Source organism: Pseudomonas sp. CFBP 8758 (genome assembly GCF_014841725.1).
In the GTDB taxonomy this organism is placed as follows: Bacteria; Pseudomonadota; Gammaproteobacteria; order Pseudomonadales; family Pseudomonadaceae; genus Aquipseudomonas; species Aquipseudomonas baltica.
Genome location: NZ_JACYUK010000003.1, coordinates 367,085 through 382,191, shown reverse-complemented (window position 1 = coordinate 382,191; position 15,107 = coordinate 367,085). Strand labels below are relative to the sequence as shown.

At 62.7% G+C, this 15,107-nt stretch carries 17 protein-coding genes; 8 read left to right on the top strand and 9 right to left on the bottom strand.

Annotated features, from left to right (window positions below; translation table 11 throughout):
* Positions 1-107 precede the first annotated feature (107 nt).
* Positions 108-776 carry a TetR/AcrR family transcriptional regulator gene (locus IFT75_RS08630; RefSeq protein ID WP_122796775.1) on the top strand — a complete coding sequence of 223 codons (669 nt, stop codon included), beginning with the start codon at positions 108-110 and terminating at the stop codon, positions 774-776.
* A gap of 176 nt (positions 777-952) precedes the next feature.
* Positions 953-1,372: an organic hydroperoxide resistance protein gene (locus IFT75_RS08625; protein WP_192054306.1), complete on the top strand. Its 420-nt coding sequence runs from the start codon at positions 953-955 to the stop codon at positions 1,370-1,372.
* Between the two features lie 47 nt (positions 1,373-1,419).
* On the opposite strand, the gene IFT75_RS08620 is transcribed toward IFT75_RS08625, so the two are convergent.
* The 3 genes from IFT75_RS08620 to IFT75_RS21405 form a co-directional block, all read right to left on the bottom strand.
* On the bottom strand, positions 1,420-3,114 hold the full coding sequence (locus tag IFT75_RS08620) for a GMC family oxidoreductase (RefSeq protein ID WP_192054304.1): 1,695 nt from the start codon (positions 3,112-3,114) through the stop codon (positions 1,420-1,422).
* Positions 3,115-3,354: 240 nt separating this feature from the next.
* Complete coding sequence (locus IFT75_RS21410) at positions 3,355-3,927, bottom strand: helix-turn-helix domain-containing protein (protein ID WP_244652722.1); 573 nt, start codon at positions 3,925-3,927, stop codon at positions 3,355-3,357.
* Between the two features lie 24 nt (positions 3,928-3,951).
* The gene (locus tag IFT75_RS21405; RefSeq protein ID WP_244652721.1) at positions 3,952-4,305 is read right to left on the bottom strand and encodes a hypothetical protein; all 354 of its coding nucleotides are present in this window, start codon (positions 4,303-4,305) and stop codon (positions 3,952-3,954) included.
* A 270-nt stretch (positions 4,306-4,575) separates the two neighbouring features.
* Between IFT75_RS21405 and gcvA the strand changes: the two genes are divergently transcribed.
* Together gcvA and IFT75_RS08605 are read left to right on the top strand one after the other, a co-directional pair.
* A complete protein-coding gene (gene gcvA, locus IFT75_RS08610; RefSeq protein ID WP_192054302.1) occupies positions 4,576-5,493 on the top strand; it encodes a transcriptional regulator GcvA in 918 nt (305 codons plus the stop codon).
* 68 nt (positions 5,494-5,561) lie between these two features.
* Positions 5,562-6,389 (top strand): EamA family transporter, encoded by an 828-nt coding sequence (locus IFT75_RS08605; RefSeq protein ID WP_192054300.1) that lies wholly within the window; start codon positions 5,562-5,564, stop codon positions 6,387-6,389.
* On the opposite strand, the gene IFT75_RS08600 is transcribed toward IFT75_RS08605, so the two are convergent.
* Positions 6,379-7,317: a LysR family transcriptional regulator gene (locus tag IFT75_RS08600; protein WP_192054504.1), complete on the bottom strand. Its 939-nt coding sequence runs from the start codon at positions 7,315-7,317 to the stop codon at positions 6,379-6,381. The two genes, IFT75_RS08605 and IFT75_RS08600, sit on opposite strands and share 11 nt — an antisense overlap.
* Before the next feature lie 142 nt (positions 7,318-7,459).
* On the opposite strand from IFT75_RS08600, the gene IFT75_RS08595 reads away from it, so the two are divergent.
* Complete coding sequence (locus tag IFT75_RS08595; protein ID WP_192054298.1) at positions 7,460-7,858, top strand: RidA family protein; 399 nt, start codon at positions 7,460-7,462, stop codon at positions 7,856-7,858.
* A gap of 156 nt (positions 7,859-8,014) precedes the next feature.
* Positions 8,015-8,896, top strand: coding sequence for a serine hydrolase domain-containing protein (locus tag IFT75_RS08590; RefSeq protein ID WP_192054296.1), 882 nt, complete (start codon positions 8,015-8,017; stop codon positions 8,894-8,896).
* A 37-nt stretch (positions 8,897-8,933) separates the two neighbouring features.
* On the opposite strand, the gene IFT75_RS08585 is transcribed toward IFT75_RS08590, so the two are convergent.
* From IFT75_RS08585 to IFT75_RS08570, 4 genes are all read right to left on the bottom strand, one after another.
* On the bottom strand, positions 8,934-10,442 hold the full coding sequence (locus IFT75_RS08585) for a tripartite tricarboxylate transporter permease (RefSeq protein WP_192054294.1): 1,509 nt from the start codon (positions 10,440-10,442) through the stop codon (positions 8,934-8,936).
* Complete coding sequence (locus IFT75_RS08580) at positions 10,442-10,903, bottom strand: tripartite tricarboxylate transporter TctB family protein (RefSeq protein ID WP_192054292.1); 462 nt, start codon at positions 10,901-10,903, stop codon at positions 10,442-10,444. Before IFT75_RS08580 ends, IFT75_RS08585 begins: the two co-directional genes overlap by 1 nt.
* Positions 10,891-11,844, bottom strand: a complete 954-nt coding sequence (locus IFT75_RS08575) for a tripartite tricarboxylate transporter substrate binding protein (RefSeq protein ID WP_192047365.1) — start codon at positions 11,842-11,844, stop codon at positions 10,891-10,893. The genes IFT75_RS08580 and IFT75_RS08575 overlap by 13 nt, the downstream gene beginning before the upstream one ends.
* A gap of 174 nt (positions 11,845-12,018) precedes the next feature.
* Positions 12,019-12,702 (bottom strand): RraA family protein, encoded by a 684-nt coding sequence (locus IFT75_RS08570; protein ID WP_185793632.1) that lies wholly within the window; start codon positions 12,700-12,702, stop codon positions 12,019-12,021.
* Positions 12,703-12,938: 236 nt separating this feature from the next.
* Between IFT75_RS08570 and IFT75_RS08565 the strand changes: the two genes are divergently transcribed.
* Positions 12,939-13,916, top strand: coding sequence for a hydroxyacid dehydrogenase (locus IFT75_RS08565; protein WP_192054290.1), 978 nt, complete (start codon positions 12,939-12,941; stop codon positions 13,914-13,916).
* A gap of 44 nt (positions 13,917-13,960) precedes the next feature.
* Here the strand turns inward: IFT75_RS08565 and IFT75_RS08560 are convergent, their stop codons facing one another.
* A complete protein-coding gene (locus IFT75_RS08560) occupies positions 13,961-14,692 on the bottom strand; it encodes an IclR family transcriptional regulator (RefSeq protein WP_185793634.1) in 732 nt (243 codons plus the stop codon).
* A gap of 249 nt (positions 14,693-14,941) precedes the next feature.
* Here IFT75_RS08560 and IFT75_RS08555 point away from each other — a divergent pair, with 249 nt between their 5' ends.
* Positions 14,942-15,106 carry a hypothetical protein gene (locus IFT75_RS08555; RefSeq protein WP_167335519.1) on the top strand — a complete coding sequence of 55 codons (165 nt, stop codon included), beginning with the start codon at positions 14,942-14,944 and terminating at the stop codon, positions 15,104-15,106.
* The last annotated feature ends 1 nt before the right edge of the window (position 15,107 follow it).

Genomic DNA, 15,107 nt, shown 5'->3' with positions numbered 1-15,107 from the left:
CTCCCTTCGATTTATATACTGATCGGTATAAATATAAGGCGATAGCGTGAAGTGGTCAACGACTTATGTATCGGTTAGTATTTAAGTCTTGCAGAAGGAGACTCGACATGGCACAGATGGGACGCCCGCGTACGTTCGACCGTGATGCCGCAATCACCCAAGCGATGCATCTGTTCTGGGAGCATGGCTACGACGCCACCTCGTTGAGCCAGCTCAAGGCCAGAATCGGAGGCGGCATCAGTGCGCCCAGTTTCTACGCCGCTTTCGGCTCCAAGCAGGCGCTGTTCCATGAGGTGATCGAGCGTTATCTCGACACCCATGGTCGAGTCACCGAAAGCCTGTTCGATACGACCCTCCCGCCGCGTAAGGCGATCGAGCTCACCCTGCGCCGCTCGGCGAAAATGCAATGCGAGCCCGGTCATCCCAGAGGGTGCCTGGTCGCGTTGGGCCTCATGAGCGCATGTTCCGAGGAAAGCAAGGCGATATCCGAGCCATTGGCGCGTACGAGAAACGTGAACCGGGCCGGTCTGGTGGCGTGTGTCGAGCGAGCCGTCAGCACTGGCGAACTAACGAAGACGGTGATCCCCGAAGTGCTCGCCACCACGTTCGACAGTTTCATGCTTGGCTTGTCGACCCTGGCGCGCGACGGTGTGCCGGCTGCAAGGCTGGACACCGCGGTCGATCAGATAATGGCGCTGTGGGATAGCCTGAATGCGAGCATTGGCCGTGAGTGCGGCGATATCGCTGACGAGCCTGGCGAACGGAAATCCGACTGAACGGCGACATGCCGAGTTTCGGGCATGGCACCTGGCAGCCAGCGTCACAACGCAAACGACATCATCACGAAATATATCTTGCGCACTAAATATTAGCGCGATAGATTGAGCCCAGCCAGTCAGCGTGCGAATGCATGGCTGACGGCACCTCCTCCAGCCATCGATGGGAAAAAGCCATGAACGTTCTCTATACCGCAACCGCAACTGCCACCGGTGGCCGTGATGGCCGTGCCGTTTCCAGCGACAAGATTCTCGACGTGGCGCTGGCCACGCCGAAAGAACTGGGCGGCGCCGGTGGCGAAGCCACCAACCCCGAGCAACTGTTCGCTGCCGGCTACTCAGCCTGCTTCATCGGTGCACTGAAATTCGTCGCCGGCCAGAACAAACGCAGCATCCCGGCCGACACGTCGATCACTGCCCAGGTGGGCATCGGCCAGATTCCGGGCGGGTTCGGCCTGGACATCGACCTGAACATCAACCTGCCAGGTCTGGAGCAGGCCGATGCCCAGGCGTTGGTCGAAGCTGCCCACCAGGTGTGCCCGTACTCCAATGCCACGCGCGGCAATATCGAGGTTCGCCTGCACGTTACCGTTTGAATCACTCGCCTGACTGAAGTGCTGCCTCGGCTAGGCCGCACAGGCCGTCAATCGACGGCTCTCTCCCTCTGAACGGCAAACGCCCGACCCATGGGTCGGGCGCTTGCCGTCTCGCGCTCGGCTTCCGCGGTCTGGGTCAGCAAACTGCCCAAGCGTTCTCCGATGATCACGCAAGGCGCCATGGTGTTTCCCGTGGTCACCCGCGGCATGATCGAGGCGTCTGCCACCCTCAGGCCGCTGATGCCGTAGACCCGCAACTGTGAATCCACTACGGACATGGCATCCCTGCCCATCTTCGCCGTACAGGACTGGTGCCAGACGGTCGAGGCCGTATTGCGCACGAATGACTCCAGCGCCTTGCGGCTCATGGCCCCCGGCATGACTTCGCGCCGTACAAACGGTGCCATTGCCGAACTGTTGCCGAGTTCGCGACAAAACTCGACTGCCCGTACCAGGGCCTGCAGGTCTTCGGGATCCGACAGCGCGGCACTGTCGATGAGCGGCGCATCCATGGGATTGGCACTCGCCAGGGTGATCGCGCCCCGGCTTTTGGGCCGCACCAGCCCAGGTAGCAGCGACCACGCAGCCGCAGGTGGCTGGAACATGGCCTGGGCCTCGGGCGTGGCTATGGGGATTTGAGCGAGAAAGGTCTGGATGTCCGGGACATCCAGGGATGGATCGCTTTTCCAGAAGAACGTCGACTCGCCGGCATTGTTACGCGGTGGCTGGGGGTGCTGATATTCCCAGATGCATCCGGAAACCATGATGTGGTCCTGATAGTTCTGACCGACACCCGGAAGGTTCTGAACTACATCGATACCTTGCGCGTTCAACTGCCGCGTGTCGCCGATTCCGGAGAGCATCAGGACCTTGGGTGTATTGATGGCGCCCAGAGACAGCACGACCTCATGTCGAGCCCCCAACCTGATGACTTTGCCCTCGTGAAGCACCTCCACCCCCACCGCCCGCTTACCGTCCAGCAACACCCGCAGCACATGAGTATGAGTCAGCACGGTCAGGTTGGGCTGAGCCATCAAGGGGTACACATAGCTGCGAAAGATCGAACGGCGACGGCCGTCGTCCAGGCACAGATTGGCCAACGCGGCGCCTCCGGGCCCCTCCATCATGGCGCCGTTCTGATCGTCGTAGACCGGCAGGCCAAGCGATGCGGCGGCGCGCAGCATGGCCGGTGCAACCGGATTGGGGTCTGGCGCAGGCTGGACGAAAACCGGCCCTCCCGTGCCGCGCCTCAGCGGATCCGGTGCGCCTTGCCAGTCTTCGATACGTCGAAAGGTTGCCAGAGCCGAAGCGTAGTTCCAGGCTGGATCATCAGCCTCCCTGGCAAAATAGTCCCAGTCGCTGCTGTGACCGCGCGACCAGACCATGACGTTGATCGATGCACCCCCGCCGAGCACCTTGCCCATGGACAGGGGAATGGCTCGATCATGGAGATGCGGGTTCGGTTGTGCCTGAAACTGCCAATCGCGTTCGCCGCCCAGGTTGACGAACCACTGGCTGGCATCGGTGACACTGGGCACCTCGTCCGTGCCACCGGCCTCGATCAGCAATACTCTGATGTCGAGGTTCTCCGCCAGGCGGCGGGCAACCACCGATCCGGACGTACCCGAGCCACAGACGATGTAGTCATAGGTCTCAGCCAGCCTGGCCTTCAACTGACGTTGATTGTGTTCGACACGACGCGAGAAGTCTGCGGTGTGCATAGCGCTTGTATAGCTGTTCATGTAGGTGCCTTTGAACACCCCTCAAGCGGGTGACAACGAACGACATTGCCAGCCATTGCAAGGAGGTGCAGGTGTACAACCAAGGACGCTGACATAGCCGCCGGGAAACAATCTGTCTGCGAAGACACGACCGATTCTAGGGCGTGAAGAACCCCGACCCGTTACCCAAGAGGCGCTTGCTGCTTGTCCGTGAGGCGCTTTTCAATGCGTTTGAAGAATGCAGGCCGAAGGTAAAGGCGTTCAGCGAGTACTGGCTCGGACCTGCGAGGGGCAAATGCCGAACTCGGCGCGGTAGGCGCGGCTGAAGTGGGCGGCGGTCGCGAATCCGCATTGCCAGGCGACTTCCTGAGCGCTGGGGGTGAGCGTCTGTCTGGCGCTCAGCAAGCGCTGCGCGTGCTGCAGGCGAACGTGCCAGACATGACCCATGACGGTAGTGCCCTGGCTTCTGAACACGTGTTGCAGGTGCTTGACCGATACGTGCGCGGCGGCGGCGATCGCCGAAGTATCCAGCCCAGTGTGCGCCAGGCATGTGTGGATGTAGCGGCGGGCCCGCAGCAGTACGACTTCCGCACTGCGCGAAGTGGCCTTGTCCCCCGGAGCACCTAGTAACGCGTCGATCAACTCCAGCAGTTGTCGACCCATCAGATCGCGAATCACGGGGCTGGGCGCTACTTGTTGCTGTGCGATGCAGTGAATGAGGGCGCGGGCGGCGCGCGTGTCGGCCGAGCTCGAATCGGTAATCACCGGCCTGGGCAGGGAATGCCTGAGCCCGCGTTCGCGCAGATTGCTCTTGGGAATACGCAGCACCGTCATCTGGGCGCGTTCAGTGAAAGACTCTTAAAAAGACCGTTCGGGGTCGATGAAAAACATGCTCCCGGCATCGAATCGGTGCTGCTGCCCGGCTTCCTCGATGTCGACATGCCCTTGCGTCATCAGCTTCAAGTACAGCCAATCGCCCTGCCACGAGGATCGCTCCTCGCCCACCGGCGCCAGCACGACGCACGCCAGGTCGGCCTGGGTCAGGCCTATGTGGCCCAGCATCCAACTTTTCGATGTGGAAGCCTGCACGCGTGAGTCGTCGAACCGGCAGTACAGGCCGTGGTGCTCGAGCATGACGTCAGACCAATTGGCTGCGGCATCGGGGCCAAGATCGAAGTCCATGTCGTGAGCGGCGAAGCGTCTTGGCGGCATGGAAACGTTCTCGGGTCAGGTTTCACGCTCTGTATCTCGGCCCACCTCGTGGGCAACGAGACGGGGATCTGAGGCAGGTTACGCTCTTTGTCCAACTGCAGGTCCATCTTCTTGGAAACCGCTTAGAGACGGCCCGTCGTACTGTGTTTTACCAACGCGCGCGGTATCCCTGCCCAACAGTCCCAGACCGTGCATTGATGCGTTTCCGCCAGACGCCTATCATGAGCATTCACTCATATTGCCCACCTGTGCATCAGTCATGAGCCTGCCATGAAAGACTTGCCACCAACCGCCAGCCTGCGCGCCTTCGAGGTGGCAACGCGGCATGCCACCTTCACCTCGGCCTCCGAAGAACTGCATGTAACCCAAAGCGCCGTCAGCCATCAGCTCAGGCACTTGGAGGATCTGTGGGGGTTGAAGCTGTTCGAACGGGGCAAGTCGCTCACCCTGACACCCGCCGGAGCGGCTCTGGCGCCCATCGTCCGTGGTTTTTTCGCGGACCTGGAGGCGATGCTCGCCGAACTGAGGGAGCATAAGGGAAGAGTGCGGCTCAAGGTCAGTACCACCTACTCTTACGCACTGAAGTGGCTGCTGCCGCGATTGCCGAGTCTGGCCCAGCAGCACCCGGACATATTGGTGACGCTGGACACCACCGATACGGCAATCAAGTTCTCCGGCACCGACCCTGACGTTGCGATCCGCCTGGGCACCGGTAACTACCCCGGCCTTTACTCCGAGTTTCTGTTCCGCGAACATATCTTCCCCGTCGCCAGCCCCGCCTTGCTCGCGCGCTTCGGGCTGCCGCAGCACCCTGGCGAGTTGCTGCGCTACCCGCTGCTGACCCGTGACGGGAACGATCTGGTACCACGGTGGGAAGTGTGGTTCCAGCACGTCGGCCTGAGCATTTCCACGCTCAAGGAAAATGTGCGGTTCGCCGACACCAACATGACCGTTGACGCTGCCCTGCTGGGACAAGGCATTGCTCTGGTTCGCAGCGGCCACGTCGAGTCACAGATCGCCGATGGCAGCCTCGTCAGGCTCTTCGAGGTGCCATTCCCCTCGCCGGTGGCGTACTACTTCGTCTGCCCGAAAGGTATCGAAACCCAACCCCACGTGGTTTCATTCCGGAAGTGGTTGAGCGAGCAGTCCACGCAAGCACAACTGGCCTACGATCGTGATGTCCCATGAGGTTTCGCTCATGACGCAATGAGCAGACTTCTCTGTTACATCCACTGATGGGCGGCCTAACATGGCGCATGCCTATCTCCATCATCTCCCTCGTACTGTTCGCCGCCCTGCTGCATGCCGGCTGGAACGCGCTGTTGCGCGGCGGCCAAGACCGCCTGTGGTCCATGACCGTCATGTGCCTGGCCGTGGCGGTCACCTGCATCACTCTGGCTTTGTTCATGGTCGCGCCAGCCCAGGCGAGTTGGCCGTATGCGGTGCTGTCGGGCGTGCTGCACGTTGGCTACAACCTGTTCCTGGTGCGCAGCTACCGGGTGGGCGATCTTGGCCAGACCTATCCGGTAGCACGCGGCTCGTCGCCGATTCTGATCACCCTTGGCGCAGCCCTGTTCGCCGGGGAACAGATCCAGGCCAGTGCCCTGTTGGGCATTTTTCTGGTCTCGGGCGGGATCATCCTGCTGGCGTTCAGCAAGGGCAAACTCGCTGTGCCTAGCCTGCCCTACGCCTTGGGCACAGGCGCCTTCATCGCGGCCTACAGCGTCACCGATGGCATCGGCGCGCGCCTGTCCGGCGCGCCCATGGCCTATACCGTCTGGATGTGTGCATTGTGGGGTGTGCTGATGCCAGCGGTGTACATCGCACGTCGTGGCGCGCGCAGCCTGTTCGCCTGGCGCCCTGGAATGGCGACCGCAGCCGCCGGTGGGCTGGTCTCGCTGCTGGCCTACGGTATCGTCATTTATGCCATGACCGACGCTCCGATGGGCATGGTCTCGGCGCTGCGTGAAACCAGCGTGCTGTTTGCAGCCTTGATCGGTTATTTTTTCCTCGGTGAAAGCCTTACCGTGCGCAAGGTGCTGGCCTGTACGGTGATCGCGGTGGGTACGGTGATCATCGGCTGAGCGCGCTCGCCTGGGGCACGGGCGCAGGCCCCTCGAACGGCAACAACTCCACCACCCAATCGATGAACACCCGCAACTTCAAACTGATATGCCGGTTGGGTGGATAGGCGATGTACATCGGCATGGTGTCCAGCTGCCACTCCTGAAAAAGAGGCACGAGCTCGCCGCGGGCCCGCGGAGCCCTGGCCATGTATTCGGGTAGCCACAGCACACCCATGCCAGCCAGACCGGCTGCCAGGTAGGCGTTGCCGTCGTCGACCGAAAGCACCGGCTGGCCACGTACAGTGACGCTTTGATTGTCGCGGCGCAGCGTGTAGGCCAACGCCCGGCCCGTGCGCGCCCAGAGGAAGCCGATCACGCGGTGCTGCGTGGCGTCGAGCTCGCTGGGATGTTGCGGCGTGCCGAGTCGCTGCAGGTAGCCGGGTGAGGCATAGACCCCCAACTGAAGGTCGCCCAAGCGACGCGCCATCAGCGATTGATCGGTCAGTTCACCGCCACGCACAACGCAGTCGACATTCTCGCCGATGATATCGACCATGCGGTCGCTGACGCCCATGTCGATCTGGATATCCGGATAGCGCCGATGAAAGTCGGGCATGGCCGGCATCAGCACATGGCTGGCGAACGGGCTCGGTACGTCTACCCGCAGCCTGCCGCGCGGCGCGATCGCGGCGCTGGAAAGGCCGGTTTCGGCATCGTCCAGATCGGCCAGCAGGCGTATCGCCCGCTCGTAGTAGACGGCACCGTCGGCGGTGACGTTGACCCTGCGCGTGGTGCGGTTCAGCAGCTTCACCCTCAGGCGCGCTTCGAGCTGCTGCACCAACTGGGTCACGGTGGTCTTGCTCATGCGCAAGGTCTGCGCCGCGCGGGTGAAGCTACCCGTCTCCACCACTCGCGCGAAGGCCTGCATGGCATCGAAACGGTCCATCGGCACCTCGTCTTGACTGGCCATTGTTTGGAAAACCCAAACAGTCCTGGTCAGACTTGCCCGTTTATGCAGCCCTGACAAGCCTCTACTGTGGCTGCACGATAGATGACGGGTCACCCGGCCCGCCCCAGGAGGCAATCCCATGACCCAGCGTGACGTCGTTTTTCCAGCCGGCCGCCAGGCGCTTTATGAGCGCAACCGCTACTCCCCCGCCGTTCGCAGCAATGGCCTGCTGTTCGTGTCTGGCCAGGTCGGCAGCCGCGAGGACGGCTCGCCCGAGCCCGACTTGCGGGACCAGGTGCGCCTGGCATTCAAAAATCTCAACGCCGTGCTGCTGGCAGCCGACTGCACATTCGATGACGTGGTGGACGTCACGGTGTTCATCGTCGATCCGCATTCCCGATTCGAGACCATCTGGGAAGTGGTGCCCGAATACTGGGGACAAGCCCCCTTCCCCAACATCACCTGCGTGGGCGTTACCTGGTTGTATGGGTTCGATTTCGAGATCAAGGTGATAGCGAAGCTGCCGTCGCAAAGCTAAGTCGCTCGAAAACTCCACACGATTTCCACGACATGCTCGCAGATGACCAGACAGTTCAGGCACAGTGCGGTCGGGTCTGGTCTACCATAGGACGGGCGCAGGCAATGCGCCAGTCGCAAAGCCGCATCCCTCCAATCATTCACCCAAGAGCCCAGCATGCTGATTTCCGCAGTCCTCAACGGCCAGCCCTTGCTGCTGGCAGAGCACCCCGAGCCGATGCTGCCGTGGTGGAGCTTCACCAAAACGGTGCTTGCCGCCACCGCGCTGACCCTGGTCCGTGACGGGAGGCTGGACCTGGACGAGCCGTTGACGGGCCACGACTACACGTTGCGCCAGTTGCTGCGGCATGAGGCGGGATTGGCGGACTATGCCGAGCTGACTGAATACCATACCGCCGTCGCCAACCATGAGCCGGCCTGGTCGGCGCAAGAGATGCTGCAGCGCTTGCAGGCCGATCGGCTTCGCTACAGCCCTGGCGCGGGCTGGCGTTATTCCAACGTCGGCTACCTGCTGGTAGCCAGGCTGATCGAGCGCTTCACCGACCTGCCGCTGGCCGATGCAGTGCACACGCGCGTGCTGTTGCCATTGGGCATCGCCAACGTGCGTTTCGCCACCGATCGAGCCGATCTGCAGCAAGCCTGCACCGGCCTCGCCACCTACGACCCAGGCTGGGTGTATCACGGCTTGCTGATCGGCCCGCTGTCACAGGCCGTGCTGCTGCTTGACCGTCTGTTCAGCGAACACCTGCTGCCTGGCGACTTGCTGCAGGCGATGCAGGAAACGCACACCCTGGGCGGCCCGATTGCCGGCAGACCCTGGCGGGCACCGGGCTATGCGTTGGGGCTGATGCGCGGTCCGGTGGACGGCGGTGTGGTGTTGGCAGGGCATACCGGGTCCGGGCCCCGCAGCGTCGTCGCGGTGTACCGAGGCTGCCTGGGTGACGTCTGCGCCAGTTATGCAGCGTTCGCCCAGGACACCAGCGAAGGCGCTGTCGAGGCCTGCGTCGTCGAGCACATCTGCCGCCATCTCAACGGCTGAAGCGTGCTCGGTCGACGCTCGGCGGCCCCTCAGCGCTTCAGACCTCTTCGTCCTGAAAGGCCTCTTCGCGCTTCTTGCGAAACGCTGGCAGCACCATCATCACCAGCAGAATGGCGGACGCGGCGAAGAGCACGGCACTGATGGGTCGCTCGATCAACACGACAGGGTCACCCTGAGAGATCAACAGCGCGCGGCGCAGGTTGGTCTCCAGCAACGGCCCCAGTACGAAGCCGAGCAACAGCGGCCCGGGCTCGCACTTGGCCTTGCGAAACAGATACCCCAGCAGACCGAAGATGATCACCAGAGCCACGTCGAAACCGCGGTTATTCACGCTGTACACGCCGACGCAGCAGAACAGCAGGATGGCCGGAAACAACAGACGGTACGGTACCCGCAGCAAACGCACCCAAAGGCCGATCAATGGCAGGTTGATGACCAACAGCATGACGTTGCCGATCCACATGCTCGCGATCAGCCCCCAGAACAGTGCCGGTTGGTTGGTGATGACCGACGGGCCGGGGGTGATGCCGTGGATCATCATGGCCCCGAGCATCATTGCCATGATCGAGTTGGACGGAATGCCCAGGGTCAGCAGCGGAATGAACGAAGACTGCGCGCCGGCGTTGTTGGCGGCTTCCGGTGCAGCCACCCCTTCGACCAGGCCTGTGCCGAACTTCCCCGGGGTCTTCGACATCTTCTTTTCCAGGGAATAGGCACTGAAGGCGCTCAACGTTGCACCGCCGCCCGGCAGTACACCGAGAAACGTCCCCAGCGCCGTGCCCCGCAACGTGGCCGGCCAGGCCCGGCGGAAATCCTCACGGGTGGGCCACAGGCGCGTGATCTTGCCGGCCAGTGAGGTCTTGGCCTCGCCGGACTCCAGGTTGACTGCGATCTCGGCGATGCCGAACAGGCCGACCGCGATAACCACGAAATCGATACCGTCGTACAGGTCGGTGCTGCCGAACGTCAGCCGGGTCGAACCGCTGCTCACGTCGATGCCGATCATGCCCAGCAGCAGGCCGATGCAGACCATGCCGACGGCCTTGATCACCGAGCCGCTGGCCAGGATGGTCGCAGCCAATAACCCGAACACGGTCAACGCTACATATTCGGCAGGGCCGAACGACAGCGCGAACTTCGACAGCAGCGGCCCTGCAACGGCCAGGGCCACGGTCGCCACGGTCCCGGCGAAGAACGACGCCAGCGCTGCGGTGGCCAGTGCCGCCCCAGCCCTTCCCTGCTTGGCCATGGCATGGCCGTCCAGCGCCGTGACGACCGCCGAGGCTTCACCCGGCAAGTTGACCAGAATGGCTGTGGTCGATCCCCCGTATTGAGCGCCGTAGAAAATCCCTGCCAGCATGATCAGCGCGGCCAGCGGCGGCAGGAAGTAGGTGATCGGCAGCAGGATCGCCACGGTCGCTGACGGGCCGATGCCCGGCAGGACGCCGATCAAGGTACCGAGCAGCGCACCGATCAGGCAGAACGCCAGGTTGGTCGGGCTCAACGCTTCGGAAAAGCCCAGGTACAGCGCGTCGAACATGTCCATCAGAAGGGCCCCACCGGCATTTGGACGTCGAGTCCGTAGATGAATACGAGCAGCCCGAACAGGGTCAGCACGGTACTGGAGATGAGTACCTCGCGGACCCGCCACGCCTTGTCGGCCATGCTGCCGAAGATGATCAACCCTGCCGCGGCGATGACGAACCCGGCCAGCTCGGCGGCCAGGGCGAACCCACCCACCGCTGCCAGCAGGATCAACAGCGGTCGCAGCTTGACCGGGTCGATCGACTCCACCTGTTTGAACAATCCCATGAGCCCCACGATCAAGCCGAGGATGATGATCAGCGAGCCGATCATCAGCGGCATGAACCCGGGCCCCATCATGGCAGCGCTGCCAGCCGGCAGGTCGCGCGTGGACCACAGCACCAGCCCGCCGAGGCCGATGAAGATCGCGCTGGCCAGCAGATCGGGGCGGTTGCCCCGTGCGGTCAAGCTCATTTCACCCATGGCGACGCGCTCCAGAGCTGCTGGAAACGCTCCGTCTGCGCAGGCATCTGGGCCGCCCAGTCCTCACCGGACAGGTAGGCGATCGGCAACGACAAGTCCTTGGCCTGCTTGAGAAAGGCCGGATCCTCAAGCACCTCCTTGACGGCCACGGACATGCGCGCGGCGATCTCCACCGGGACTTTGGCAGGCGCGGCAATGCCGCGCTCCGAGGTCATCACCAGGTCGACGCCCTGCTCCCTGGCCGTGGGCAGGTCGGGTTCCTGGGGCATGCGTTCGGCGGAAAACTGCGCCAGCACGCGGTACTTGGTGTCATCGCTCAGCTCGCTGATGTTCTGGCCGGCCGCGCTGATGTGTCCGCCCATCAAGGCGGTGCTGGACTCCGATGCGCCACCGAAGGGAACGTGGGTCAGCTCGATGCCTGCGAGCTGGTCCAGTTGCACCATCATCAGGTGATCGTCGGTGCCCACGCCGGAGGTACCTACCGACAGCTTGCCGGGTGCAGCCTTGGCAGCCTGGATGAAATCGTTGAGGGTTTTGTAGGGCGAATCGTTGGGCACGGCGAGCACGGTGGGGTCGTCGACGATACGTGCCACCGGGCGAATGGAGTCGGCCGCATAGCCCACCTTGCGCTGCACTCGGGTGCTGAGAAAACCGGGGGTGTTGATGAACGCGAAGGTGTAGCCATCGGGCCGTGCCTTGCTCAATGCGGTGTAGGCGATTTCGCCAGCAGCACCGGGCCGATTGACGATGACGACTTTCGCCCCGAGACGTTTTTCCAGGTACGGCTGCATGGTGCGCGCCATCACGTCGGTGCTGCCACCGGGCGCATAGGCCACGAGAAATTCGATTGGACGGTCTTCCGGCCAGGCCGCGTGAGCACTGAACGAGCTCAGGGCCAAACCCACAAGCGTTGCGGACAAAACGGATTTGCAGTGATTCATGAAGTGTTCCTCTGTTGTTTTTATGTGAGGCAACAAGCGTGTTCGGGGCGTATCTGTCAGCTTTTTCAGGTGAGGCAAGTAGGCAGGATTTCGAATCTAGCAGAATAGAACGTCATTTTAAAAGCGATTAATGACTGGCGGACAGCCAGTGCTTAGCGCAGGTGAACGCATGCATCATGCCTGACCCGGCAGCACGCAACCCTTGGCCTTGAGCGCCGCGATCACCCACGTGCGGTCATTGCTACCCTGCGCGATCTGCTCCATCTGCTTGTGCTCGGCGGCGTACTTGGCAGCCGCCCGCGCGTACACCTGCTCGACATGCTCGAAGGGCACACACAGCAAGCCGTCCTCATCGCCGATCACCAGATCGCCGGGCTCCACCACCATGCCGTCGATGGCGATCGGAACGTTGACCTCACCGGGGCCATCCTTGTACGGCCCGCGGTGGGACACACCGGCGGCGAACAATGGAAAGTCGCCTGAGGCGATGTTGGCGGCATCACGAATGGCGCCATTGATGACGATCCCCGCCACGCCGCGCTTGATGGCGTAGGCGACCATCATTTCGCCGATCAGCGCATTGGTCAGGTCGCCACCGGCGTCGACCACGATCACGTCGCCCGGCTCGGCGATGTCCAGTGCGTAGTGCAGCATCAGGTTATCGCCAGGCCGCGCCTTGACCGTCAGCGCCGGTCCGGCCAGCACGCCTTGACGGTGCATGGGCCGCAGGCGGGCGCCAGCGGCGGTCATGCGATTCATCGAATCGCTGACGTTGGCCACGGGAAGCTCACGGAAGCGCTCGACCCATTGCGGGCTCACGCGGCGTGAACGTTGCACAACCTGAAAACCGATGCTCATGTGACATACCTCTGCTTGGTGTTATTCGATGTCATGGATAGGTGGCTTTTTTTAGAATTGCATTTCATAAATGCCAAATCAACACCCAATTCAATCTATCCTGCAGAGGAGAAAGACTTTATTTTCAGGATTATCGCAACGTCGTTTCATTATGGTAGATTCGAGTGTACGTCGATACCAGGTCGCAGACCGCGTCCCGACTGGAACCACTCACACATAAAAACAAGGTATTCACGATGCCCCGCACCGTCTTGCTGACCGGTCCCGAACTTGCCCCCGAGGCCATGCGCCTGGCCGCCGCCGAGGGCCTCAGGATCATCGCCACCATGCCCTATCTGCCCGAGACCGAGCTGCTGGCGACCATCGCGAGCGAACAGCCCGACGCAATCATCGTCCGCCAGGGCCAACTGACTCGGGCAATGATCGACGCTGCGCACTCGCTGAAAATCATCGCCAAGCACGGCGTGGGCTATAACACCATCGACATCCAGGCGGCTGCCGAGCGAGGCATTCCCGTCACCATTGCCGCAGGGGCCAACGCGCAGTCGGTGGCCGAACATGCATTTGCCCTGATGTTCAGCGTCGCGCGGCAGACCGCCTGGCTGGACGCACGCCTGCGCGCCGGCCATTGGGACAAGTCATCGGCCAACGGCATCGAATTGTTCGGCAAAACCCTGGGGCTGATCGGCCTGGGCGCTATCGGCAGCATTCTGATGGACCTGGTGGCGCCGCTACGGATGCGCGTCAAGGTCTACGACCCCTACCTGCGCGAGCTGCCGCAGCGGACCCATGTCGAGCGCGAAGAAAACCTCGACCAGCTGTTGGCCGACAGCGATGTGATCAGCCTTCATTGCCCGCTTACCGACAGCAACCACCACCTGATCGGTGCGGTGCAACTGGCGCGCATGCGCCCGGGCAGCGTGCTGATCAACACCGCGCGCGGCGAGCTGGTGGATACCCAGGCGTTGGTGGAGGCATTGAAACAAGGGCGGATCGCCGGTGCCGGGCTGGACACGTTCAGCCCCGAGCCGCCGCCTGCGGACAGCGCGCTATGGGACCTGCCGACGCTGGTCGCCACGCCCCACGTCGGCGCCAACACCAGCGAAGCACGCGACCGGGTGGGCCTGGTGGCGCTGCAGCAGATTCTGGCCGTCTGGAACGGTGCGCAGCTGGACCCACGCTGCGTGGTCAACCGCCACCTGCTGGGCCATTGATCGTCGTCGGGCGCTGCCGATGAAGCGCGGCCCTGCGAGGAACGCTATTGGGCGGCGGTTGGCTCAGCGCTGGATGCCTGCTCGTCCGCCGGCTTGAAACCCAGACTGCGCATGAGGTCGCGCGCGGTGTCGAACAGCAGCGCCCAGTGGCTTTCGGCCGCTTCTTCGGTCAGCCGGCTGGCAGGTCCGGAGATCACCAGCGCGCCCATCAGCTCGCGCTGCGCGCCATACACCGGCAAAGCAATCGACGCGGCGTGTGGGTCGGTAGCGCCCTTGGAGAAATAGGGTTTGTCCAGCGACGTGCCGATCTGTACCGGCACGCGCAATGCCTGTGCCCCCGCCGCTTCGTCCATCGGGCGCATGTCGCCGGGCTGCAGGTTGAGCCTGAGCCGATGCGCCGAGTTCACCCGGAACTGGCACATTCGGTAGGCGCCGTGGCGCACGTAGAACGAGGCGGTCTCGCCGGTTTGTTCAGCCAACAGGTGCAGCCGGGGCATCACGTGGCGCTCCAGGTCCAGCGCCTCTTGATACACCGCGTTCAGCCGCATGACTTCGCTGGCGAGCTGATAGCGTCCGTCGGCCATGCGGGTGATGTAGCCATGGTCTTCCAGCGAAACCATCAGCCGCATGATGGTGCTTTTGATCAGCCCGGTACGGTTCACCAACTCGACCAGACTCAGCGCCGTGTCGCCGATGGCGAACGCGGAAAGCACCGTGAGCACCCGATCGGCCGAAGCGACTCCATTTACCGCCGGACGCGGGCGCGCTTTTACCATCAGACAATCCTCAGTGGCGATCCCCCGACCAAGCTGGCGGGGCTGCGCGTCATTATCCGACAACCACCGTATGGCGGCTACAACTGAGCGCTGCGCATTTCGCCGCTGACACAATTCCTTAACCGCCTTGCCTGTAGGGTACCCCTGCAGCCACCGGGACTCACCTCAAGGTGGCTGTGGTGACATGCCGTCTGCATCTGTGCAGTAGCAGCGAATCAGACATTAATCCCCTCAACAAGGAGAGACACCATGAGCACCACTACCCCAGCAGCAAGCACCAGCAGCGCCGACGCAGCGATCGAGAAAATGACCGCTGCCTTCGACTCGGCCATCGAGAAATCGGCCAAGGTGACTGAGATCACCACCGAGAAGAAGTCCGAGCTCGACGCCGCCAAGCAGCGTCCGCAGAACTGAT